Genomic DNA, 22,147 nt, shown 5'->3' on the forward strand with positions numbered 1-22,147 from the left:
GCTGGCGGTCAGGCCGGGTCGAGGCGGACGACGGCGGCATAGGCGGCGAGCAGCGCGTGCTCGACGTCATGGACGGCGAGTCCGGGAGCCAGGTCCTCGGCCCCGCCCGCCGTCGAGGGCAGCCAGTCCAGGCCCAGTGCCGCGTACACGTCCGAGAGGACCGCACGCAGCGGCGTGGCGTCCTCCACCACCACGACGGACGAGAACAGCCAGGCGCCGGAGATCACACGCTGGGCCGTGCCCACGAGTTTGACCGCGGGGACGCCGTCGTGGCGGCCGTGCACACTGAACTCCCCCGGGCAGTACTCCCCCGGGACCTCCCCCACGTGCGCATCGACGCCGACGCGGGCGAGCACCGCCGCGAAGAACCCGCCGAAGGCGGCGAAGCGCGCCCGCGTACCGGCGACGCCGTCGGCCGCCGGTTCGAGGTGGTCCACCACCAGGCAGCCGTCGTGATAGGCCGCGGCCCGGCCCCCCGCCCGCCGGACGAGCGGCGTGAATCCGCGCTCCTCGGCGGCACGGCCCGCGGCAGCGAACCCGGGGAGGCGGGCGTCCCGCTGGCCGAAGGCCACGGTAGGGCTGGGCCGGTAGAGGCGCAGCGTCGGCGGGCGGGTCCCCGAGGCGACCTCGCGCAGCAGGGCGATGCCCCGATCGAGGTCGGCAGCGGCGCGCGGCCCGGCCCCCACGGTCGCGTCGTCCACCAGGCAGCCATCCGTATCCGTGGGACCACCCTCGACGACGACGGCGAGCGCGTCGGCGCCGTTCCAGGGATTGCTCATCCCTCCATCGTAGGCAGCGGTGGCCGGTGCGCGGCCAGCGGCCGGCCATCGCGGGCGACGTCGCGCCTGCACCGAGCCCTGATCACCGCCGGGAGCCCCCGGCCGTCCGACCGGTCGCGCAGGGGGGGTCAGCTTCTCCCGTCCTGCCATGCCCGGAGCAGGTCGCGTGCGCTCGCCGACGGATCCACGGCCGTACACAGGGCGGAGACGACGGCGATCCCCGCGGCACCGGCGCGGCGCAGCGGAGCCACGTCGTCCGCCGTGATGCCGCCGATCGCGACGCAGGGCAGTGGAGCAGACGTCATCAGGCCCGCGAACCCGTCGACGCCGAGGGGCGCCGGGTGATCGGGCTTGGTAGTGGTGGCATGCACCGCACCCACGCCGAGATAGTCGACCGTGCCCGCCGGGAGGTCCGCCGCCGCCCCGAACTGCCCGGGCGTCGCTGCACTCAGTCCGACGACGGCGTCGGGCCCCACCATGGTCCGCACCAGATCGGCAGGAAGGTCCGACTGCCCCACGTGGACCCCGTGCACCCGGGCACCCCCGGCGAGGGCGGCGAGGTAGACGTCCACCCGATCGTCGACCAGCACCGGCACCCGGCCATCCACGGCGGCGGCCACGGCCACCAGCAGGTCCAGGAGATCGCGGCCTCCCGCGCGCTTGTCCCGGACCTGCACGCAGGTGACCCCGCCCTCGACGGCGAGCGCGACGAGGTCGGGTACCGACCGTGGCGAGCAGAGCACCGTGTCCGTGACGAGGTAGAGGGGCAGGTAGGACGCCGGCGACTGCCGGGCACTCCCGTCCTGGGCGACCATCAGGAGTCTGACCGCAGGGTCAGCCCGCGCCGGACGTCGTCCGGGGTGATGGCCGAGAGGGCGTCGAGGAACTGCGCCGCGAAGGTGCCCGGCCCCGACGCGACGGCTGCGGCGTGTTCTGCGGCGATCGTGTACACGCCGGTCGCGGCGACCGCCGCGAGGAGCGGATCCTCGGTGAGGGCGGCGAAGGCGGCCATGACGGCCCCCAGCGCGCACCCGCCCCCGGTGACCTGCGTGAGGAGGGGCGTCCCGTTGGCCACGCCGACGACGGCACCGGACGGCGCGACGATCATGTCCACGGCGCCCGACACGGCGACGACCGACCCGTGGCGGGAGGCCAGGAGCCGCGCGGCGTCGAGCGCGGCGGCCGGCTCGTCGAGGGAGTCCACGCCGCGGCCGCCAGCGCCCGCACCTGCGAGCGCGATGATCTCCGAGGCGTTGCCCCGGATGATCGCGGGGCGGAGGGCGACGAGCTCCGTGGCGGTCTGCGTGCGGACGGCGAGGAAGCCGACCGCGACGGGGTCGAGGACCCAGGGGGTCCCCGACTCGTTCGCCGCGTCCGCTGCCTCCAGCATGGCCTCGCGCTGGGAACCGGTGGGGGTGCCGAGGTTGACGAGCACAGCCGAGGCGACGGGGGCGAACTGCCGGGCCTCGCCGGGGATGTCCACCATGGCGGGAGTCGCTCCGAGGGCGAGGAGCACGTTGGCGGTGACGTTCGTGACGACGGCGTTGGTGATGCACTGCACGAGCGGGACGGCGTCGCGCAGGGCCGAGAGCAGCAGCGCGCAGTCCTCGGCGGTGACGGGGCCGACGGCCTGGGTGGGGTTCTGCTGGACCTGGTGCACGATGGCGTCCTCTCGCGATGGGGCGGCAGGACGCACGGGGCCGACGGCCCGGCAGGACATCCCTTCGCCAGTATGAGCTGGATCAGGTTCGACGGGTCTGTTCTCAGCCCCTCCCATGGAGGGACACCCCGTGTCACTGCTCGAAACGATAGCCCGTCAGGCGGACGGAGCCAACCGGGTCAGCGGCCTCCGGCGATCCCGCGGCTGCGCTGCTCGATGCCCGGGCCGCCGTAGGGGTAGTCGCTGAACGTCGGGGCACTGACGTCGTCGAGCCGGGAGAGTTCCGTCGCGGTGAGCTCGAGGTCCGCGGAGGCGAGGTTGTCGGCCAGCTGCTCCTGGGTGCGGGCGCCGAGGATCACCGAGGTGACGCCGGCCTTGGCGGCCACCCACGCGAGGGCGACATGGGAGGCGTTCACACCACGCTCGCCGGCGATGCCCGTCACGGTGTCGATGATGCGCCACGTGCGGTCCTGCGCGTTGCGCTTCTCCCAGGCCTCCATGCCGCACTGCGGGTTCTCGCCGAGCCGGGTCTGCCCTCTGGGCTCCGTGTCCCGGCTGTACTTGCCGGTGAGCCAGCCGCCGCCCAGCGGGGACCAGGGCAGCATGCCCATGCCGGCGTCGAGCACCGCGGGGACGATCTCCGCCTCGATCTCGCGGACCAGCAGCGAGTACTGCGGCTGCAGGGTCACCGGCAGGGAGTACCCGCGCTGCCGGGCGATCATCACGGCCTTGGTGAGCTGCCAGCCGGTGTAGTTGGAGAACCCGTAGTAGCTGATCTTGCCCTGCGCCACGGCCTGGTCGAGGAAGCCGAGGGTCTCCTCGAGCGGTGTCAGCGGATCCCACGAGTGCACCTGGTACAGGTCGATGTGCTCCACGCCGAGACGCGTCAGGGAGGCATCGAGCGCGCGGCGGAGGTGGCGCCGGGACAGCCCCAGGTCGTTCGCGTCATCGCCCATGGGGAAGCGGCCCTTGGACGCGAGCACCATGCGTCCGCTCTCGGCCGGGTTCTTCGCGATCCAGCGGCCGATGATCTCCTCCGAGGCCCCGGCGGTGTAGACGTCGGCGGTGTCGATCAGGTTGCCGCCCGCCGCCGCGTAGTCCGAGAGGATGGCGTGCGAGGTCGCCTCGTCCGATTCCGCGCCGAAGGTCATCGTGCCGAGGGCCAGGTGCGAGACCGAGGTGCCGCTGTTGCCGAGTGTCCGGTTCTCCATGGTGCTCCTTCATCCTGCGCCGTGCGGCGCCGTCGTCCGTTCGGGGTTCAGGGCGGGCTGCGTCCGTCCCACACGCGCGAAGGGCGCCGTCGAACGACGGCGCCCTTCGGCCACGTGGTCACTCGCTGACCGTGACGCCCTTCCAGAAAGCGTAGTAACCGCGGATGTTCTCCGCCGCTTCTTTCGGCTCCGGGTAGCTCCACGCGGCGTCCTTGTTCTGCTCGCCGTCGACGTCCAGGCTGAAGTAGCTCGCGGTCCCCTTCCACGGGCACACCGTCTGTGTCCGTGTCGGCACGAAGAACTGCTCGGAGATGGAGTTCGGCGGGAAGTAGTGGTTCCCCTCGACCATGACCGTGTCCGTGGACTCGGCGATGACCTGATCGTTCCAGATAGCTTTCGGCATGCTTCCTCTTCCTCGACGTCCCACGGGCGCGTGGGCGCGATCGCCCGGGCGTGGAGCACGCCGCAGGCATCCATGCCTCGTGCAACCATGGCCGGCGCGCCGTCATTCCGGCAGGTGCACCGTCATTCCGGCAGGTGCCCGTCAGAGCTTCCGCACGGTGAGGATCTGCTCGAGCCGTCCGAACGGCCCGTCGAGGTCGTGCACCACGCTCGAGGTCAGCCCGACGCCGTCCCGCCCGAACGTCACGCGCGTATCCAGGCCGAGCCACTCCCCCGCGGGCTCCCGGTACAGATGGACCTGCAGGTCCACGTTGGGGAACATCCAGCTGTCACCGCCGGGCGCCACCCGGGAGGCGATGCCGTTGGCGGCGTCCATCATCCCGACCAGACGGACCACGTCGGGCGCCACTGCGCCCTCCACCATGGCGTAGGGGTTCCGGAGCCATACCTGTCCGCGCCCCGGCCGGTGCCCCGGCACCACGCGTACGTCGAGCGACCGGATGAACCCGCCCGGCCATGCGGTCATGCCCTCGTGGGGCCCGGCCGCGTCGGGACCCGGGATGCGCGGATCCTCCAGCGCGGCGACGGCTTCGGTGTCCTGGACGCTCAGGCGCCAGGCCCGCGCGACGATCGCGGTCCTCCCCGCGGCCTCCATCCTGGCCTCGAGCAGCTCGATCGTCCGCCCGGGGCGCACGACGGCGGTGGAGATCTCGAACTCACCCCCGGGGATCATCCCGAGGATGTCGAAGCTGATCCGGCTCAGCTGCATGCCCTCCCGCGGTGCGCACTCGAGCAGGCACTGCGTCATCAGCCCGGAGATCGGAGCCATGTGCTGTTCCTCCGGGTTCCACGCCCCCTGCGCGTTGAGCGTGGAGACGAACCGCCCGCCACCGAGTCCGCGGTAGAAAGAATCGGACACAGGGAGTTCTCCTTCGTCGTCGGACATGGAATGGCGCGGACCGGAGCCGGCGGAACCGGCGATCCCCCGGCTCTGGCTCGGGGCGCCGCACCAGCCCTATGCTAGTGGAGCAGCGGACCGCCGGGGCCGGAAGAGGACGACGGCGGAGCCGCCGTCCCCGGGCAGACGGATCGCGGGCGGAATAGACTCCCGGACCCCGGGGTTCAGGTAGTTGACCGGATCAACCATTCACCTGGACGGTCCCCTGTACACACGCATACCGGCCCCGGATGGATCGTCCCGGCCGGGCGGCACCAGATCGAACCGAGCGGATCACGATGACCCAGAGCCCATCCTCCAGCGTCTCCGACGCACTACCGAGTCCCGAGGTGCCCGGCGTCGGGGCCGCGGCCGCAACGGCCCGGGCTGCAGCGCCTGCCCGCACCGACACCGGCGCCGAAGCCCCGTCCGATGCTCGCCGGACCGCCGGTCCCGTCGGCGCCGCACTCCCGCCCCGCGACAAGCTCGTCATCACACTCCTGCTCATCTCCGCCTTCGTGGTGATCCTCAACGAGACGATCATGGGTGTGGCGATCCCCCGGCTCGTCGAGGACCTCGGGATCACGGTCGGCGCCGGGCAGTGGCTCAGTACCGCGTTCATGCTGACCATGGCCGTGGTCATCCCCATCACCGGCTACCTGCTGCAGCGCTTCGACACCCGCCCCGTCTTCATGGCCGCCATGGGCCTGTTCAGCCTCGGCACGCTCATCGCCGCGATGGCGCCCGGCTTCGGTGTCCTGGTGATCGGCCGTGTGGTCCAGGCGAGCGGCACCGCGATCATGATGCCCCTGCTCATGACGACCGTCATGACGCTGGTCCCGCCCGCCTCCCGCGGCAAGATCATGGGCAACATCTCGATCGTCATCTCGGTGGCTCCCGCCCTCGGCCCCACGATCTCCGGAGCGATCCTGAGCGTGCTCGACTGGCGCTGGATGTTCTGGCTCGTCCTCCCGATCTCCCTCGCCGCGCTCGCCATCGGCTCGGCCAAGATGCAGAACGTCACGGAGCCGCGCCGGTCGGCCATCGACGTGCCCTCCGTCATCCTGTCCGCCGTCGCCTTCGGCGGCATCATCTACGGGTTGAGCCAGCTGGGCGAGGCATCGACCGGCAGCGCCGTCCCCGCGTGGATCCCCCTCGTCGCCGGCATCGCCGGGCTCGCCCTCTTCATCACGCGTCAGCTCGTCCTGCAGCGCCGGGACGCGGCCCTTCTGGACCTCCGGGTGTTCACCTCCGGCAACTTCACCATCTCGATCGTCGCGATCGCCGTCAGCATGATGGCCCTGTTCGGCACGATCATCCTCATCCCCATCTACGTACAGACCGTGCTGGGCATGGACCCGCTGGTGTCCGGACTCCTCCTGCTCCCGGGCGGGCTGGCCATGGGCCTGCTCGGCCCCGTGGTCGGTCGGATCTACGACCGCCGCGGACCCCGCGTCCTCCTGGTGCCGGGAGCCCTGCTCGTCAGCGTGGTGTTCTGGGCCATGACACGGCTCACCGAGACCACGCCCGTGCAGCTGGTGCTCGTGGCGCACGTGTTCCTCAGCATCGGCCTCGCCCTGATGTTCACGCCGCTGCTGACCTCGGCCCTCGGGTCCGTCAAGCCGCACCTGTACTCGCACGGCAGCGCCGTGTTCGGCACGGCGCAGCAGCTGGCGGGCGCCGCGGGAACCGCGCTGTTCATCTCCGTGATGACCCTGCAGACCACGGCGCTGGTCTCGGAGGGCGTCGGCGAACTCCCCGCCATGGCCGGCGGGATCAGGGCCGCGTTCATGTACGGTGCGATCATCTTCCTCCTCGCCGTCGTCGCCTCCTTCTTCGTCCGCGCGCCGCAGCAGGACGGCGCCGCGCCGACGCCCGTGCACTGACACCCATGTACTGAAACCCGTGCACTGACACCCTTGCACCGACACCGGCGCGCCGAGCGCGTCAGGACGAGCCCCGCCGGACTCCGGCGGGGCTCGTCCTGCCTGTGGCACAGTGGAGGCTCCCCCACCGCCGGCATCGATGGCCGGCGCCGTCCATCCGGAAGGACCCCGTGCCCGCCGTCCCCCTGCGCCTGACCGGGTACCCCGAGGTCCCCCTGACCGCGGACTGTTCCAGCTGCTTCGCGCTGTGCTGCTCGGCACTCGGTTTCGAGCGCTCCAGCGACTTCGCGCACGACAAGCCCATCGGCCGGGCATGCCACAACCTCGCCGACGACTTCTCCTGCACCATCCACCGGAAGCTGCGCGATACGGGTTACAAGGGCTGCACCGTCTTCGACTGCTTCGGGGCCGGGCAGCAGGTGGCCCAGGCGACCTTCGGCGGACGCAGCTGGACGGACCACCCTGAGGTGCGCGTACCGATGTTCGCCGCTTTCCCCGTGGTCCGCGACCTGCACGAGATCCTCTGGTACCTCGATGAGGCGCTGGCCCTGGCCGCCGGCGCACCGGAGGTCGCGCCGGGCGTGAGGACCACGATCGCCGCGCTCCTCGAGGAGACCACCGCCCTCGCACGCCTGGATGCCGACCGGCTCCCGGGCCTCGACCTCGAGGCTCTCCGTCGTCGGGTCGGCGACGCGCTGACGGCCGTCAGCGCGTCCGTACGGCGCAGCGCTGCCGGCACGCGCCACCCCCGCCGGATCGGCCCCGGTGCCGACCTACTCGGCGTGGACCTCACCGGCCGTACGCTCCGCGGTGCCGATCTTCGCGGCGCGTACCTCATCGCCGCGGACCTCTCGGGCGTGGATCTCGACCGGGTGGACCTCCTCGGCGCGGACCTGCGCGACACGCGCCTGCACGGCGCGGATCTCTCCGGCGCCCTGTTCCTCACGCCGATGCAGGTCGCCGCGGCGCTCGGTGACCGCGGCACGCGGCTGCCACGGCGGCTGTCGGCGCCGCAGCACTGGCTCGCCTGAGCGGCCCTGCGGAGCGCGAGCGCACCCCCGGAGTGTCGCAGCCGGGCGGCCGCGGACCGTCGCGCCGCCCCGATAGGCTGGTCCCCGGGATGCCGGGTGGAGGCTCTCAGGGGGAGTGCGACACACGATGACCAGGACGACGACCGGGGCGGCCGGCGACAACCCCCCGCTGCGCCCTCGCCGAGGCGGGGCGCTGACACTGCTCGTGTCGCTGACGCTCGTGGCGGGCATGATGCCGGCATCGGCATCGCCCGGTGACGTGCAGGAGTCCGGCCGCACCCCCGCCCGGTCCGTGGTCGTACCGGGCGAGGTCCTGCCTCCACGACGCCCCGATACCTCACCTCAGGCCCCGACCAGCACAGGTGGGACGATCGTGGAACCGCCCGCGGTGCTGTCCGTGCCGAACCTGAAGGTCGGGAGCACGGTACCCAACCCGACGACCGGCCGGCGCGAGGTCGTGGTGCAGGACGTGCACCGGACGGCCGTCCTCATCGGCGATTCGCAGGCGTCCGAGCAGAACTCGTGGCCCCAGCTCGCCCTGCGCGCCCTCGGCTACGATGTGCGCTTCTCGGGTGCAGGAGGGACCGGCTACGTCGCCGCGAACCCGACGATCGATGCCCCGAACTACTACGACGCCCTGACCGGCGGCACATGGGTGCTGCCGCACGGCGAGCCCGCGCTCGTCGTCGTCGAGGGCGGCGGCAACGATGCTGCACGCGGTGCCTCCGACGGTGACATCCTCGCGAACGCGAATGCCCTGCTCCTCGGACTCGAAGAGACCTACCCCCGCTCACGCATCATGATGATCGGCACGCTGAGCCGCAGCTCCCGGGACGGCGGTGGTCGCCGTGCCGAGGTCGACGCACTCCTCGGGGATCTCGCCGCCGCGCGGGGCATCACCTTCGTCTCCGTGGGCGACTGGCTGACGGCGCACGAACTCGAGGACGACCTGGCCGACGCCGTCCACCTCACCCCCGAGGGCAGCCGGAAGGCCGCGGTGATCCTCGAACGCGAGCTCGACACGCTGAAGCTCGGCGTGTCCGAGGTCCTGGTGGATCCAGGGACCTGGCCGCGCGCCGGCCGGCCGCTTGCCTAGTGGTGCGGCGCGTCACCCTCCGTACACCGCCGGACGCTAAGTCAGCTTATGGTTGATTCATGAGTTTCAACGACAGGACCCGCCTGGACCCCTCCCGGGTCAGTGACCGGCGAGGCCGGGGCCGCGGCGTCGCCGTCGGCGGCGGCGTGGGTGGGGGGCTCCTCCTGATCCTCTCCCTCATCTTCGGTCCGGGTGTCGTGGACCAGCTCGGGCTGCAGGACGGTACCAGCACGGCCGGACAGGGCGACGACGGTGGCGGTGCCATCAGCGAGTGCGTCTCGGGGGTCGAGGCGAACGAGAGGCTCGACTGCCGCATCCTGGCGACGGCCGAGAGCCTCGACAGTTTCTGGCTCCCCTACCTGGACCAGTTCGGGGTCGCCTACACCCAGCCCGGCGTGGCCCTGTTCACCGACCGCACGGACACCGGCTGCGGCACGGCGACCAGCGCCGTCGGACCCTTCTACTGCCCTGTCGACGAGCAGACCTACTACGACACCGCGTTCTTCGACGAACTGGTCACGCAGTTCGGCGCATCGAGCGGCCCGCTGGCGCAGGAATACGTCGTCGCCCACGAGTTCGGCCACCACGTCCAGAACCTCATCGGCACGCTCGGCGCCGCCGGGCAGGACCCGCAGGGCGAGGAATCCGGCGGCGTCCGCGTCGAGCTGCAGGCCGACTGCCTGGCCGGCATGTGGGCTGCGCATGCCACGACGGTGGAGGACCCGGAGTCCGGGCAGCCGTTCCTGCTCCCGTTCTCCACGACCGATCTCCAGGACGCACTGTCCGCTGCCGCGTCCGTCGGCGATGATCGCATCCAGGAGGCCGCGACGGGCCGGGTCGATCCCGAGGGGTGGACCCACGGTTCCAGCGCCCAGCGCCAGGCCTGGTTCTCGCAGGGGTACGAGACCGGAGACCTCCGGTCCTGCGACACCTTCGCGGCCGCCGACCTCGACAGACCCTGAGTCCTCCCTCCCCCGTGTCCGCCCCCCCCCCCCCCCCCCCCCCCCCCCCCCCCCCCCCCCCCCCCCCCCCCCCCCCCCCCCCCCCCCCCCCCCCCCCCCCCCCCCCCCCCCCCCCCCCCCCCCCCCCCCCCCCGAAGGACCACTCGTGACCGACCGGCTCGCCGTCGTCGTACCCGTCTTCAACGAACCCGGCATCACGCACACGCTCGAGGCGCTGCTCGGGCAGCGCGAGCCCGACGGCCTGCACGTCTACGTCGTGGACAACAACTCCACCGATGACACCGCACAGCGCGTCCGGCAGTTCGCCGCCGCACACCCGTCCGCCGGCCTCACTCTGCTCACCGAACGTCAGAAGGGCACGGGCGCGGCCTGCGACACCGGCTTCCGGACCGCGATCGCCGACGGCTACACCGTGGTCGCCCGCACCGACGGCGACAGCGAACCGGCCGAGGACTGGGCGGCGCGCATCCGCCGCACGTTCGCCGAGCACCCGGAGGTCCAGCTGCTCGGCGGGACGAGCGTGCCACTGCGGGATCGCCACTACCGCTGGGGCGACGACATCCTCATGCCCGGCGCGCTGAGGCTCCTGCGCGTCATGATGGCCGCAGTCCACCTCGACGTCGCCTTCCTGCGCTTCGTGGCCGGGCACAACATGGCCGTGCGGGCCTCTGCCTACCTGGCCACGGGCGGCTTCGGGCGGACCGCGATCGACACCCGCGACGAGGACATCGACTTCTCCGCCCGGGTGGCGCGCCGCCTCGGCTACAGGGCGGTCCGCATCGACCCACGGCTGCGGGTCGCCACGTCCATGCGGCGGGTTCGCCGGTACGGCGTGGGCCTCATGGGGGTCCATCACCTCGTGCCGGCACTACGTGGACGACTGATCCGCACCATCGACATCCGCTAGGGCGCACCGCTGGATCGCACCAGGGCGATCGCCTCCTCGACCTCCGGAACCCGGCTCCGCTGGACGCCCGAGATAGAGCGGATGGTCCGCCGGAAGGCGTCGTCGTCGCCGTTGCCCGACCGGTAGGCGGGCAGGTGCGCGAGGACGGCCGCGCGCCGCAGCAGGGGCTCGTCGGCACCGGCCCAGCGGGCCACCACGGCGCTCGCCCGCACCGCTTCCTGCCCCGCCAGTCGCTGCAGGAGGCTTCCGACGACGTCGACGGCGAGTGCATCCACGAGGTCGTGCAGCGCTGCGGACCGGATGAAGCCCTCGATCCGGGTGAGGTCGGAGTGGCGGAGCAGTCCGGACGCGGACTGGAGGAGGACGACGGCGGCGAGCCGCCGCTCATACACCGGCGTGGACCACAGCGCGCTCGCGAGAGCGGTGACGTCGTCGTGGTCCAGGCCGGGATAGCGCCGTCCGGCGTTACGGATACTGCCCCGGACGGCACCGACCGAGGCGCCGTAGTACTCGAGGTCGGCGCCGAAGCGCCGCTCGTGGTCCTCCGCCCGCTCCCACGTGCTCTCGTACTGCAGGGACTCGTCGATGAAGTCCAGAACCTCTGCCACCCGCTCGGCACTCACCAGACGAAGATGTCGATCCAGGCCCGGTTGTGGGCGTGGATCAGGACGAGGAACAGGACGAAGTCGAAGAGCAGGTGCACGCAGATGATGTAGGAGAGCGAGCGGGTGCGCGTGAAGATGAAGGCCTGCAGCAGGGCGAACGGGAAGATGAAGAACGGCGCCCACGCGTGGAAGCCGAGCTCCCAGAGGAAGGACGTGAACAGGACGGCCTGCAGGATGTTGGCCTGGGCCCTCGGGAGGTGCCGCCGCAGGAGGGCGAACACCGTGCAGATGAAGAACAGCTCGTCCAAGACCCCGAGCCCGTTGGTCCCGACGAACAGGCGGGCCACCTCGCCCGGCTCGTCGGCGGCCGGCCAGTTCGCGTAGACGCCGGTACCCAGCATGTACACGGGGAGCAGCGCGTAGCCGATCACGAGGACGGCGGGCAGATACCACTTCTCCGCGCGCGTCCAGGGCTGGCCCGTGCGGACGGGGAAGGTGATGGCATGGTCCCGGTAGATGAAGCGGGACACGGCGTAGGGCACCCCGACGGCAAGGATCATCGCCGCTCCCATGACGGTCATGTGGTCCACGCTGATGTCCGTGGTGATCGGGACCAGGCTCATGACCGTCAGGCTGAAGGCGACGAGCAGGAGGTCGCGGAAGAGCGCCCGGTCGACGACGGCGGACACCGCGAGAGCGAGCACCAGGAGTCCGTAGCCGATCAGCGGCTGATGCAGCACCAGGAGGGTGAAGCCTGCGAGGGACACGAGGCCTGCAGGAAGCAGCGCCCACGACGGCGTCCGCCACGAGCCCGCCGCCCACGATCGGGCGGCCCTCGCCGTCGGCCGCTCGCGGCGGAGGCCCACGGCCGCCGCTCCGGACTGCTGCTCCACCACACCACGCTCCTTCAGCCGTTCAGATCCATCCCCCGGCGGTGTGCCACCCGGGCTGCGTCTCCGCCATTGTCTCCCCACCGAGGGAGGCTGCACCACCGCGGCACCACGGCGCCCGCAGTCCTCCTCGGTGCAAGACTGGGACCATGCGCGAGCTCGTCATCCTCGGGACGGCGTCCCAGGTACCCACCAGGACCCGCAACCACAACGGGTACTTCCTGCGATGGGAGCGCGAGGGCATCCTCTTCGATCCCGGCGAGGGCACGCAACGGCAGATGATCCATGCGGGGGTGTCCGCGTCCAGGATCACGAGGATCTGCCTCACCCATGTGCACGGCGACCACTGCTTCGGGCTGCCCGGAGTCCTCTCCCGGATGGTGCTCGACGGTGTCGCGCACCCCGTGCACCTGCACTACCCGGCGTCGGGCGGCGGGACTGTCCGCGCGCTCGTCTCCCTCGCGACACCGGGCCTCGATCTGCACCTGCATCCGCACGGGGCTGCCGGACCGGTCGCGGACGGCATCGACGTCGAACCGCTCCGCCATCGCATCGAGGCCTACGGCTACCGGGTGACCGAGCCGGACGGACGGACCTTCCTCCCGGCACGCCTCGAGGGCGCGGCGGTCCGGGGTCCCGACGTCGGACGGCTGGCCCGCGAAGGCCGCTTCGGGGACGTGCGGCTCGAGGACGTCAGCGTGCACCGTCCCGGGCGGCGGTTCGCCTTCGTCATGGACACGGCGGTCTGCGACGGCGCGTTCGCGCTGGCGGAGGGCGCCGATCTCCTCGTCACGGAGAGCACCTTCAGCGACGACGACGCACGGCTCGCCGAGGAGTACCTCCACCTGACGGCGGGGCAGGCAGGCTCCATCGCCTCGTCCGGGGCGGCGGGGTCACTGGTCCTGACGCATTTCTCGTCCAGGTACGACGACGTCGGACTGCTCGCCGCGGGCGCCCGGCGGACGGCCGGGCCCGCCACCACTGTGGTCGCGGCGTCGGACCTGGACCGCATCGCGATCCCGGGTCATCGGGCGGCCGACGAGGGATCCCTGCGGCCGGGTGAGCGCCGGGCGGCTACCTGATGACCTCGAGGCCGCTCGTCGACCGGTCGTACTGCGTCCAGATGGCGCCCAGCGACGGCGCGTGGATGGCGCTCTTCAGGGTTCCCGCACGCGTGTCGATCTCGAGGATCCGGACGGGATTGGTGACGTTCGAGTGGAAGGCGCCAAGGTAGGAGAAGATCCTGTTCCCGTTCACCCCGGTGTCCTCGCGGGCGGCAGCCTGGCCGACATGCCCGGAGAAGACCATCTTGATGTTGGGACACACCTTCACGAGGTTGTCGTACAGGTACTGCGGTGAGCTGACGCCGTAGTCGCTGTTCTGTGCGATCGAACCGTCCGCAGTCAGGTAGGCGTGGGTGTTGATGATGACGTTGTGCCTCGGATGGGCCGCGACGACACCGCGGGCCCACTGCACGGCTTCGACACGGGGCCAGAGTTCGAGCGTCAGGACCAGCCAGTCCACACCCCCCGCCTCGAAGGTGTGGAAGTTGTTGTCGATCTTGCCGGGCTCGAAGGTGCCCTCGAGCCCCGCGTTGGCCGTCGTCGGGAAGTACGCATTGAAGGTGGAGGTGTCGCGGACCAACTGACGTGTGCGCGTGTGGTCAGCAGCCGACCCACCCGGTCCGACGGCCGCGGTGTCGTGGTTGCCGATGGCCAGCGAGGTCTCCAGCCGCGCATCCTCGAGCACCCTGATCCCCTTCCTGGCAACCTCGTACTGGGCGTGGTCGGGTGTATCCCAGTTGACGACGTCACCGCTGTGCACCACGTAGCGCAGGTCGTACCGGTCCTCGTTGTCGACGAGCCAGCGGGTACGTCCCGAGAAGCGTGAGTTGGTGCCGTCCGGACGGTCCGCGAACACCTCCTGCTGGGTGTCCGGGATGACGGCGATGGAGAAGATACCGTCTTCCGGACCAGGCTGGGGTGGAAGGGGCGGAGTGACCGGGGGCGGGATCGGTGGCCCCCCCGGCCCGGCCGCTGTACCCCAGTACTTCGGGCCCTCGGCGACCCAGCCGTCCGCCAGGAGTGCGGCGCCGTACCCGGGATCGGCCGTGGCACGATGCGTACCGCCGCGGCGGAAGACCTCCACGCCTGCACCGCAGTCGATGGTGTGTGGCGCCGCATAGAAGTTCACGCCCTGATCGGTGTAGCCGTAGACCGTCACGGCTCTGGCGAACTCGCTCGAGTGGGGCTTGTCCGGGATCCAGACGAACTGACCCTTCTTGACCAGCCGGTGCACCGGCACGAGCCCCGGCTGCTGCGTGGCGGATGCCTTGAACGCGACGCCGCGTCTCTCCGTGAAGCCGTGCCGGCTCGCGGCGCTCTCGATCTCGCCGGTCCACCGCGTGAGGAGCGAGGCGCCCGTGGTCGGGTTGACGCTCTGATGGATGTCCGTGGTCATCGAGGCGCACAGCGCGGTGTCGTCCGACGCAACGGTCTCCGCCATCGCACTCGGGGCGACACCCAACCCGGGAAGCAGTGCGGTGAGCACGGCGACGACGGCAAGGGATCGGATGGTGGTGCTCGTGGTCTTCACTGGGACCCTCCGGCTCGTGGACGTGGTGTCAGCAGCTCGCCATCGAGATTGCCTGCTCGTGGACGTGGCCCCCGGCAGTCCGACGTGGCGGACCTAGGTCCTGGTGCGCGGGACCGCCCAGTCGGCCCCGATGACCGATGGACATCTTGCGCCATTGTGATTCAGGACGCTTCACGGCGTCCATTATGACGGTGCGTGCGGAATCCGCTTGCCCATAGACTCACCGGGTGGATGATCAGCGCAGCGCCTCGGACTGGGAGACGGCCCGGTCGACCAACCTGAGCAAATGGGAGGACCGCGTCCCTCTTCACGAGGCTGCGTACGGTCTCGAGCGATTCGACGACCCCGCGTACCTCACCAGCGTCGTTCGGACGGACCTGGCCGCACTGACCCCCTTCCTGCCCGGCGACTCCGTGGCAGGGCTGGACGTCTGCCATCTCCAATGCCACATCGGGACGGACACCCTGTCCCTGGTGCGAGCCGGCGCGCGCGTCACGGGCGTCGACTTCTCCCCCGCAGCGCTGGCCTCCGCGGATCGGCTGGCGGCCCGGCTCGGCCTCGACGCGACCTGAGTGGAGAGCGATGTCCTCGAGGCCAGGCAGGCCGTCGCGGGCGAGTTCGACGTCGTCTACACGAGCATCGGAACGATCACCTGGTTGCCGGACCTCGATCGCTGGGCGGCCCAGATCGCCGGGCTCCTGAAGGCGGGAGGCACCTTCTACATCCGGGACGGTCACCCCGTCCTCTACTCGGTCGACGAGCAAGGCGACGGGCTGACGCTGCGCTACCCGTACTTCGGCGACGGCGAAGCCCAGATCTGGGACGAGTCGTCCACCTACGCCGGCGACGGCGTCGTCGCCCATCCGCGCACCCTCGAGTGGGCGCACCCGATCTCGGAGATCGTCAACGCCCTCATCGGCGCTGGGCTGACGATCCTCCGCATGGACGAAGGCACCACCCTGCCGTGGCGATTCTCCGCGCGCATGGTGGAGTTGGACGACGGATTCGCGTGGCCGGAGCCCGAGCGCGCACTGATTCCCTGCACCTACACGATCATTGCGCGGAATCCGGCAGCCTAGCTCAGTCTCGTGTGGCCGGTAACCGGACCGTTCCGCCGTCCCTCAGGCGCCGGAGCTCGTCGAGCTCGGCGCGGCGCGCACGCCTCCCGCGCAGCGCGAGCAGGACCCAGTAGCCGGCGAGCCCGATGCCCATGACGAGGAACACCCAGTCGAGGCCGTTGCCGGCACCATCCGCCAACCGGACGATGATCGGGATGGTCAGGAGCACTGCGAAGCCTGCAATCACACGAAGGAGGGTCCCGGTGGAGCGTACGGACGCGCCCGGGGCGACGCCACACCATGGTCGTCGGAACACCCACCAATCATGCCTACCGCTCCACCGCTCCCCTACCCCCGGGTGCCGTCGCTCGGGAACCGTTGAAGGCACACCCTGAGAGCGAGCAGCGCAGGGCACGACGGCGGATCAAGGCTCTGCGGCATGACCAGCGATGCTGAGGCGACACCCGGACGCTCACCAGTGTGTGACGACGGGAAGGGGCTTCACCACTGACCCTGCCGTCGCTCTCCGGCGCCACGAGCGTCGCTGAAGCAGCCTGGAAATAGGCCCGTGCCCGCTCGTCCGGTGCGGTAGCGTGGTGATGATCCCGTTCGACTGGCGGGACACCACCAGGCTTCGACGGGTGCGGTGGCTGACCTTCCGGTGGGACGGCTGGCGGCTGCCGGTCAGCCGCGCAGGAGGACGACATGGCCGCTGGCCGCAATCCACTCGACGACCTCCGCGAGACGTTGAGCCACCTCACGGATCAGCTCAAGTCCTCGGGGTCGGAGCGCGTCGAGGATCTACGCGGGGAGTACTTCGCAGCGCGCCCCGGTCCGGCCCGCCCGTTGGCCGAAGTGCAGGCCGAACTCGACGCCCTCGTGGGACTGGACACGGTCAAGGAGCAGGTGCGCGCTCTTGTCGCCCTCCTCCAGGTGCAGGCACGCCGGAAGGCGCACGGACTGCCCGAGGTGGCGACGTCACAGCATCTCGTCTTCCTCGGCAACCCGGGGACCGGGAAGACCACGGTCGCGCGGCTTCTCGCCGAGATGTACCGCGCTGTCGGACTGCTGCAGAAGGGGCACCTCGTGGAGGTGGACCGGTCCGGCCTCGTGGGGCAGTATGTCGGGGCGACCGCTATCAAGACGGACCGGGTGATCCGGCGGGCACTCGACGGGGTGCTCTTCATCGACGAGGCGTACGCACTGACGCCCGACGACGGCCGGATGGACTTCGGTCCGGAGGCCATCGAGGTCCTGCTCAAGCGGATGGAGGACCACCGGCATCGACTGGTGGTCATCGTGGCGGGCTACCCGCAGCTGATGGAGGCGTTCCTCCTGTCGAACCCCGGGCTGCGCTCCCGTTTCGCCCGGGAGATCACGTTCCCCGACTACTCAGTGGACGCGCTCCAGACGATCTTCCATCAGATGCTGGCCCAGCACGAGTACGTCCTTGCCGACGGCGCGGACGAGATGCTGCGCCGCATCTTCCTGGGCCTGCACGTCGGGGAGGATTCTGGCAACGCCCGTTTCGCCCGCACGCTGTTCGAGCAGGCATTGAACCGGCAGGCGCTCAGGCTCTCGCTCGACGAGGGCCGGGACTTCGACGCGCTCGACCGCGACGCCGTCATGACCCTCACCGCCGAGGATCTCGTCGAGGCCGCCCAGGCGCTCGGAGGCGAACCGGAGCCTGAACCAGTCCCCCGCCCGGAACCGGAACCGTCGCGCTGGTGGAGCTGGCTGACCTAGTCGTCAGAGCGTCCGACGGCGGATGTGCAGACGGGCCCGGACGGAGGATTTCCGGCCGGGCCCGCTCATGATGCGGCAGGACTAGAAGTCCCAGTCCTCGTCCTCGGTGTTCACGGCCTTGCCGATGACGTACGAGGAACCCGAGCCAGAGAAGAAGTCGTGGTTCTCGTCCGCATTCGGTGACAGCGCCGAGAGGATCGCAGGGTTCACATCGGTGACGGACGACGGGAACATCGCCTCGTAGCCGAGGTTCATCAGCGCCTTGTTGGCGTTGTAGTGCAGGAACTTCTTGACGTCCTCGGCCAGACCCACGCCGTCGTACAGGTCGTGGGTGTACTGGACCTCGTTCTCGTACAGCTCGAAGAGGAGCTCGAACGCGTAGTCCTTGATCTCCTGGCGGCGCTCCGGCGTCGCACTCTCGAGCCCGCGCTGGAACTTGTAGCCGATGTAGTAGCCGTGCACGGCCTCGTCACGGATGATCAGGCGCACCAGGTCGGCCGTGTTCGTGAGCTTGGCGCGGGAGGACCAGTACATGGGCAGGTAGAAGCCGGAGTAGAACAGGAAGCTCTCGAGCAGCGTCGAGGCGACCTTGCGCTTCAGGGGATCGTCACCGCGGTAGTACTCCGTGACGATGCTGGCCTTCTTCTGCAGGTTCACGTTCTCCGTGGACCAGCGGAACGCCTCGTCGATCTCCTTGGTGGAGGCCAGGGTGGAGAAGATCGAGGAGTAGCTCTTGGCGTGCACCGACTCCATGAACGCGATGTTCGTGAGGACGGCCTCCTCGTGCGGCGTGATCGCGTCGGGGATGAGGCTGACGGCGCCGACCGTGGCCTGCACGGTGTCGAGCAGCGTCAGACCGGCGAACACACGCATGGTGAGCTGCTGCTCGTCCGGCGTCAGCGTGGCCCACGACTGCACGTCGTTGGACAGCGGCACCTTCTCGGGCAGCCAGAAGTTGTTCACCAGGCGGTTCCAGACCTCGACGTCCTTGTCATCCTGGATGCGGTTCCAGTTGATGGCCTGGACCTGGTCGACGAGCTTCAGCTTCTCGCTCATGGTGTGTTCCTTGTCTGGGGGTGTGGGTGGTGCCTGGTGGAACGGGGATGCCGGACCGGGCGCGATGCCCGGTCCGGCGAGAACTGCTAGAGCATGCAGGAGACGCAGCCCTCTACCTCGGTCCCTTCCAGCGCGAGCTGGCGGAGACGGATGTAGTAGACGGTCTTGATGCCCTTGCGCCAGGCGTAGATCTGCGACTTGTTGATCTCACGCGTGGTCGCGGTGTCCTTGAAGAACAGCGTCAGGGACAGGCCCTGGTCCACGTGCTGCGTTGCAGCGGCGTACGTGTCGATGATCTTCTCGTAGCCGATCTCGTACGCATCCTGGTAGTACTCCAGGTTGTCGTTGGTGAGGTACGGCGCCGGGTAGTACACGCGGCCCAGCTTGCCTTCCTTGCGGATCTCGATCTTCGACGCCACCGGGTGGATGGAGGAGGTCGAGTTGTTGATGTACGAGATGGAACCGGTCGGTGGGACGGCCTGCAGGTTCTGGTTGTAGATGCCGTGCTCCATGACCGAGGCCTTCAGTGCGCGCCAGTCCTCCTGCGTGGGGATGTGCACGTCGGCGAACAGCTCACGGACGCGCGGCGTCGCCGGCTCCCACACCTGATCGGTGTACTTGTCGAAGAACTCCCCGCTGGCATACGTGGAGCGCTCGAAGCCCGCGAACTGGCGGCCGGTCTCGATGGACATCAGGTTCGACGCCCGGATGCAGTGGTACACCACGGAGTAGAAGTAGATGTTGGTGAAGTCCAGGCCCTCCTCGGAGCCGTAGTGGACCCGCTCCCGGGCGAGGTAGCCGTGCAGGTTCATCTGGCCGAGGCCGATGGCGTGCGAGGCGTCGTTGCCCTTGGCGATCGAGGGCACCGAGCTGATGTGGCTCATGTCCGAGACAGCCGAGAGGGTGCGGATCGCGGTCTCGATGGTCCGGCCGAAGTCGGGCGAGTCCATGGTCTTCGCGATGTTCAGCGAGCCGAGGTTGCAGGAGATGTCCTTGCCCACCTGGTCGTAGGACAGGTCCTCGTTGTACGTGGTGGGCTCGGAGACCTGGAGGATCTCGGAGCACAGGTTGGACATGATGATCTTGCCCTCGATCGGGTTCGCCCGGTTCACGGTGTCCTCGAACATGATGTACGGGTAGCCGGACTCGAACTGGATCTCCGCGAGGGTCTGGAAGAACTCGCGGGCCTTGATCTTGGTCTTCTTGATGCGGGCGTCGTCCACCATCTCGTAGTACTTCTCGGTGACCGAGATGTCGGAGAACGGCATGCCGTAGACGCGCTCGACGTCGTACGGGGAGAACAGGTACATGTCCTCGTCGCGCTTGGCGAGCTCGAACGTGATGTCGGGGACCACGACGCCGAGGGACAGCGTCTTGATGCGGATCTTCTCGTCCGCGTTCTCGCGCTTGGTGTCGAGGAAGCGGTTGATGTCCGGGTGGTGGGCGTGCAGGTACACGGCACCGGCACCCTGGCGGGCGCCGAGCTGGTTGGCGTAGGAGAAGCTGTCCTCGAGGAGCTTCATCACGGGGATGACGCCGGAGGACTGGTTCTCGATCTGCTTGATCGGCGCGCCGACCTCACGGATGTTCGTCAGGGCGAAGGCGACGCCGCCGCCGCGCTTGGAGAGCTGCAGGGCCGAGTTGATGGAACGGCCGATCGACTCCATGTTGTCCTCGATGCGGAGGAGGAAACAGGAGACGAGCTCGCCGCGCTGGCGCTTGCCGGCGTTGAGAAAGGTGGGGGTGGCGGGCTGGAAGCGGCCGTCGATGATCTCGTCGACCATCTGCAAGGCAAGCTGCTCGTTACCGCGGGCCAGGTGGAGGGCGACCATGCAGACGCGGTCCTCGTAGCGCTCGAGGTAACGCTTGCCGTCGAACGTCTTCAGCGTGTACGAGGTGTAGTACTTGAAGGCGCCGAGGAAGGTCTCGAAGCGGAACTTCTTGGCGTAGGCACGCTTGAAGAGGTCGCGGATGAAGTTCATCGTGTACTGGTGGAGCGTCTCGCGCTCGTAGTACTCGTTCTTCACGAGGTAGTCGAGCTTCTCCTCGAGGTCGTGGAAGAACACGGTGTTGTTGTTCACATGCTGAAGGAAGTACTGGTGCGCGGCCTCGCGGTCGGCGTCGAACTGGATCTCCCCGCTCGGTCCGTACAGGTTGAGCATGGCGTTGAGCTCGTGATAGCCCATGTCCTTGAAGCGCTCTACTGCGGCTGCGGGTGCGCCCGTCTCCGTCTCTGCAACACTCATGTCCAAAACTCTTCCAATCCTGTGGTTACGCGGGCGACGTCCTCGGACGTTCCCATGACTTCAAATCTGTAGAGGACCGGCACGTTGCACTTGGCGGCGACGATGTCGGCGGCAAGGCAGTAGGTCTCACCGAAATTGGTGTTACCGGCCCCGATGACCCCGCGGAGGAGGCTGCGGTTCTGCTCGTTGTTCAGGAACTTCACGACCTGGCGGGGCACCGCGCCCTTGCCGGTGATCCCGCCGTAGGTCGGTAGGACCAGGACGTACGGCCTGGTCGCCTGCAGGGTCGGCTCCCTGGTGAGCACCGGCATGCGGGCGGCCCGGACGCCCAGCTTCTCCACGAAGCGGTGGGTGTTGTCGGAGACCGACGAGAAGTAGATCAGTGCGGCATCGGTGACCGCCCCCTCCGCCACGCCGGCTGCTGCCGGATCGGCGGCGGGGGAACGATCATCCACGGTGAGGATGCTCATCGCCCGATGCCCGGCCTGCGGATCCCCGAGGGGATCGCTCAGGCCACCGAGCTGACGGCCGAGTCGGCGATCGCGCTGATCTTGTCGGGGCGGAACCCGGACCAGTGGTCGTTGTCCGTGATGACCACGGGAGCCTGCATGTAGCCCATGGAGCGCACGCGCTCGAGGGCGGCGGGGTCCTGCGAGATGTCGACGCTCTGGTAGGCGATGCCCTTCTTGTCCAGAGCGCGGTACGTGGCGTTGCACTGTACGCAAGCCGGCTTCGTGTAAACCGTGACCGTCATGTCCTAGTCCCCTTTTCGTCTACTGCTGTCGTGCTGTGTCATGGGTGGAGCGCGGCCCCGGACAGGGGAAGAAATCCGGGGATTTCCGCGCTTCCGGGCCCATGCCCGTCCAGCGGTTGTTTCTGTGGTTCGATACTACATCTAGTGCGCACCGCTCGGGTGAACCCCTAGATGATGTATTACAAGTATGTCATTACCGGTCCGAGTAGTCCACACGATGTCCACAGATCGGGGTTGCTGGAAAGCCCGGAAACGAGCGATTCCAGCACCATGGCGGGGCCTCGGTCCACATGCTGTGGAGGAGTTCCACACAGGCAGAAAAAACG

General features: G+C 69.5%; 23 protein-coding genes and 1 riboswitch. Of the genes, 9 read left to right on the forward strand and 14 right to left on the reverse strand.

Translation table 11 applies throughout. From position 1 onward, the window contains the following. Positions 1-8: 8 nt before the first annotated feature. The 6 genes from FNH21_RS09915 to FNH21_RS09940 form a co-directional block, all read right to left on the reverse strand. On the reverse strand, positions 9-779 hold the full coding sequence (locus FNH21_RS09915; RefSeq protein ID WP_241743147.1) for a lipoyl protein ligase domain-containing protein: 771 nt from the start codon (positions 777-779) through the stop codon (positions 9-11). A gap of 128 nt (positions 780-907) precedes the next feature. Further along, positions 908-1,594 carry a thiamine phosphate synthase gene (gene thiE, locus FNH21_RS09920; protein WP_152814725.1) on the reverse strand — a complete coding sequence of 229 codons (687 nt, stop codon included), beginning with the start codon at positions 1,592-1,594 and terminating at the stop codon, positions 908-910. Beyond that, positions 1,594-2,442 (reverse strand): hydroxyethylthiazole kinase, encoded by an 849-nt coding sequence (thiM, locus tag FNH21_RS09925; protein ID WP_422108767.1) that lies wholly within the window; start codon positions 2,440-2,442, stop codon positions 1,594-1,596. The genes thiE and thiM overlap by 1 nt, the downstream gene beginning before the upstream one ends. 39 nt (positions 2,443-2,481) lie before the next feature. Further along, a riboswitch (TPP riboswitch) is annotated at positions 2,482-2,580 on the reverse strand. Between the two features lie 38 nt (positions 2,581-2,618). After that, positions 2,619-3,650 carry an aldo/keto reductase gene (locus FNH21_RS09930; RefSeq protein ID WP_152814728.1) on the reverse strand — a complete coding sequence of 344 codons (1,032 nt, stop codon included), beginning with the start codon at positions 3,648-3,650 and terminating at the stop codon, positions 2,619-2,621. A gap of 118 nt (positions 3,651-3,768) precedes the next feature. Beyond that, positions 3,769-4,053, reverse strand: a complete 285-nt coding sequence (locus FNH21_RS09935; protein WP_152814730.1) for a DUF427 domain-containing protein — start codon at positions 4,051-4,053, stop codon at positions 3,769-3,771. Positions 4,054-4,194: 141 nt separating this feature from the next. Beyond that, positions 4,195-4,998, reverse strand: coding sequence for a thioesterase family protein (locus tag FNH21_RS09940; RefSeq protein ID WP_152814732.1), 804 nt, complete (start codon positions 4,996-4,998; stop codon positions 4,195-4,197). Between the two features lie 290 nt (positions 4,999-5,288). Between FNH21_RS09940 and FNH21_RS09945 the strand changes: the two genes are divergently transcribed. From FNH21_RS09945 to FNH21_RS09965, 5 genes are all read left to right on the forward strand, one after another. Beyond that, a complete protein-coding gene (locus FNH21_RS09945) occupies positions 5,289-6,875 on the forward strand; it encodes an MDR family MFS transporter (RefSeq protein WP_152814734.1) in 1,587 nt (528 codons plus the stop codon). Positions 6,876-7,045: 170 nt separating this feature from the next. Further along, positions 7,046-7,906 (forward strand): pentapeptide repeat-containing protein, encoded by an 861-nt coding sequence (locus FNH21_RS09950; protein WP_338403229.1) that lies wholly within the window; start codon positions 7,046-7,048, stop codon positions 7,904-7,906. A gap of 127 nt (positions 7,907-8,033) precedes the next feature. Continuing rightward, positions 8,034-9,002 (forward strand): SGNH/GDSL hydrolase family protein, encoded by a 969-nt coding sequence (locus tag FNH21_RS09955; protein WP_241743148.1) that lies wholly within the window; start codon positions 8,034-8,036, stop codon positions 9,000-9,002. A gap of 59 nt (positions 9,003-9,061) precedes the next feature. Continuing rightward, on the forward strand, positions 9,062-9,964 hold the full coding sequence (gene ypfJ / locus FNH21_RS09960; RefSeq protein WP_152814736.1) for a KPN_02809 family neutral zinc metallopeptidase: 903 nt from the start codon (positions 9,062-9,064) through the stop codon (positions 9,962-9,964). Positions 9,965-10,109: 145 nt separating this feature from the next. Beyond that, positions 10,110-10,871 carry a glycosyltransferase gene (locus FNH21_RS09965; protein WP_152814738.1) on the forward strand — a complete coding sequence of 254 codons (762 nt, stop codon included), beginning with the start codon at positions 10,110-10,112 and terminating at the stop codon, positions 10,869-10,871. Here FNH21_RS09965 and FNH21_RS09970 read toward each other — a convergent pair. Both FNH21_RS09970 and FNH21_RS09975 read right to left on the reverse strand, forming a co-directional pair. Beyond that, on the reverse strand, positions 10,868-11,494 hold the full coding sequence (locus FNH21_RS09970; protein WP_338403231.1) for a DNA alkylation repair protein: 627 nt from the start codon (positions 11,492-11,494) through the stop codon (positions 10,868-10,870). The genes FNH21_RS09965 and FNH21_RS09970 overlap by 4 nt on opposite strands. Continuing rightward, a complete protein-coding gene (locus FNH21_RS09975; RefSeq protein WP_338403232.1) occupies positions 11,491-12,372 on the reverse strand; it encodes a CPBP family intramembrane glutamic endopeptidase in 882 nt (293 codons plus the stop codon). The genes FNH21_RS09970 and FNH21_RS09975 overlap by 4 nt, the downstream gene beginning before the upstream one ends. A 143-nt stretch (positions 12,373-12,515) precedes the next feature. Here FNH21_RS09975 and FNH21_RS09980 point away from each other — a divergent pair, with 143 nt between their 5' ends. Continuing rightward, positions 12,516-13,448: a ribonuclease Z gene (locus FNH21_RS09980; protein WP_152814740.1), complete on the forward strand. Its 933-nt coding sequence runs from the start codon at positions 12,516-12,518 to the stop codon at positions 13,446-13,448. On the opposite strand, the gene FNH21_RS09985 is transcribed toward FNH21_RS09980, so the two are convergent. Next, a complete protein-coding gene (locus tag FNH21_RS09985; protein ID WP_152814741.1) occupies positions 13,441-14,961 on the reverse strand; it encodes a metallophosphoesterase family protein in 1,521 nt (506 codons plus the stop codon). The two genes, FNH21_RS09980 and FNH21_RS09985, sit on opposite strands and share 8 nt — an antisense overlap. A gap of 227 nt (positions 14,962-15,188) precedes the next feature. Here FNH21_RS09985 and FNH21_RS17085 point away from each other — a divergent pair, with 227 nt between their 5' ends. Both FNH21_RS17085 and FNH21_RS17090 read left to right on the forward strand, forming a co-directional pair. Further along, complete coding sequence (locus FNH21_RS17085; protein WP_241743149.1) at positions 15,189-15,533, forward strand: class I SAM-dependent methyltransferase; 345 nt, start codon at positions 15,189-15,191, stop codon at positions 15,531-15,533. Further along, complete coding sequence (locus FNH21_RS17090; RefSeq protein ID WP_241743150.1) at positions 15,534-16,040, forward strand: class I SAM-dependent methyltransferase; 507 nt, start codon at positions 15,534-15,536, stop codon at positions 16,038-16,040. A 1-nt stretch (position 16,041) separates the two neighbouring features. Here FNH21_RS17090 and FNH21_RS09995 read toward each other — a convergent pair whose 3' ends face one another. Continuing rightward, complete coding sequence (locus FNH21_RS09995; RefSeq protein ID WP_152814742.1) at positions 16,042-16,266, reverse strand: hypothetical protein; 225 nt, start codon at positions 16,264-16,266, stop codon at positions 16,042-16,044. 458 nt (positions 16,267-16,724) lie between these two features. Between FNH21_RS09995 and FNH21_RS10000 the strand changes: the two genes are divergently transcribed. Continuing rightward, positions 16,725-17,765 carry an AAA family ATPase gene (locus FNH21_RS10000; protein WP_152814743.1) on the forward strand — a complete coding sequence of 347 codons (1,041 nt, stop codon included), beginning with the start codon at positions 16,725-16,727 and terminating at the stop codon, positions 17,763-17,765. Between the two features lie 81 nt (positions 17,766-17,846). Here the strand turns inward: FNH21_RS10000 and nrdF are convergent, their stop codons facing one another. The 4 genes from nrdF to nrdH form a co-directional block, all read right to left on the reverse strand. Beyond that, positions 17,847-18,821, reverse strand: coding sequence for a class 1b ribonucleoside-diphosphate reductase subunit beta (nrdF, locus tag FNH21_RS10005; RefSeq protein WP_055771894.1), 975 nt, complete (start codon positions 18,819-18,821; stop codon positions 17,847-17,849). 86 nt (positions 18,822-18,907) lie between these two features. Further along, the gene (gene nrdE / locus FNH21_RS10010) at positions 18,908-21,067 is read right to left on the reverse strand and encodes a class 1b ribonucleoside-diphosphate reductase subunit alpha (RefSeq protein ID WP_055771897.1); all 2,160 of its coding nucleotides are present in this window, start codon (positions 21,065-21,067) and stop codon (positions 18,908-18,910) included. Next, complete coding sequence (nrdI, locus tag FNH21_RS10015; protein WP_152814744.1) at positions 21,064-21,537, reverse strand: class Ib ribonucleoside-diphosphate reductase assembly flavoprotein NrdI; 474 nt, start codon at positions 21,535-21,537, stop codon at positions 21,064-21,066. Before nrdI ends, nrdE begins: the two co-directional genes overlap by 4 nt. Positions 21,538-21,575: 38 nt before the next feature. Further along, positions 21,576-21,821, reverse strand: a complete 246-nt coding sequence (gene nrdH, locus FNH21_RS10020) for a glutaredoxin-like protein NrdH (RefSeq protein ID WP_152814745.1) — start codon at positions 21,819-21,821, stop codon at positions 21,576-21,578. Between the last annotated feature and the right edge of the window lie 326 nt (positions 21,822-22,147).

This window comes from Arthrobacter bussei (genome assembly GCF_009377195.2).
GTDB classification, from domain to species: domain Bacteria; phylum Actinomycetota; class Actinomycetes; order Actinomycetales; family Micrococcaceae; genus Arthrobacter_D; species Arthrobacter_D bussei.

Excerpts from the sequence above, each read along its gene's own strand:
- FNH21_RS09915 (WP_241743147.1), bottom strand. The coding sequence starts at position 779 with ATGAGCAATCCCTGGAACGGCGCCGACGCGCTCGCCGTCGTCGTCGAG.
- thiE (WP_152814725.1), bottom strand. The coding sequence starts at position 1,594 with ATGGTCGCCCAGGACGGGAGTGCCCGGCAGTCGCCGGCGTCCTACCTG.
- FNH21_RS09930 (WP_152814728.1), bottom strand. The coding sequence starts at position 3,650 with ATGGAGAACCGGACACTCGGCAACAGCGGCACCTCGGTCTCGCACCTG.
- FNH21_RS09935 (WP_152814730.1), bottom strand. The coding sequence starts at position 4,053 with ATGCCGAAAGCTATCTGGAACGATCAGGTCATCGCCGAGTCCACGGAC.
- FNH21_RS09940 (WP_152814732.1), bottom strand. The coding sequence starts at position 4,998 with ATGTCCGACGACGAAGGAGAACTCCCTGTGTCCGATTCTTTCTACCGC.
- FNH21_RS09945 (WP_152814734.1), top strand. The coding sequence starts at position 5,289 with ATGACCCAGAGCCCATCCTCCAGCGTCTCCGACGCACTACCGAGTCCC.
- FNH21_RS09955 (WP_241743148.1), top strand. The coding sequence starts at position 8,034 with ATGACCAGGACGACGACCGGGGCGGCCGGCGACAACCCCCCGCTGCGC.
- ypfJ (WP_152814736.1), top strand. The coding sequence starts at position 9,062 with ATGAGTTTCAACGACAGGACCCGCCTGGACCCCTCCCGGGTCAGTGAC.
- FNH21_RS09980 (WP_152814740.1), top strand. The coding sequence starts at position 12,516 with ATGCGCGAGCTCGTCATCCTCGGGACGGCGTCCCAGGTACCCACCAGG.
- FNH21_RS10000 (WP_152814743.1), top strand. The coding sequence starts at position 16,725 with ATGGCCGCTGGCCGCAATCCACTCGACGACCTCCGCGAGACGTTGAGC.
- nrdF (WP_055771894.1), bottom strand. The coding sequence starts at position 18,821 with ATGAGCGAGAAGCTGAAGCTCGTCGACCAGGTCCAGGCCATCAACTGG.
- nrdE (WP_055771897.1), bottom strand. The coding sequence starts at position 21,067 with ATGAGTGTTGCAGAGACGGAGACGGGCGCACCCGCAGCCGCAGTAGAG.
- nrdI (WP_152814744.1), bottom strand. The coding sequence starts at position 21,537 with ATGAGCATCCTCACCGTGGATGATCGTTCCCCCGCCGCCGATCCGGCA.
- nrdH (WP_152814745.1), bottom strand. The coding sequence starts at position 21,821 with ATGACGGTCACGGTTTACACGAAGCCGGCTTGCGTACAGTGCAACGCC.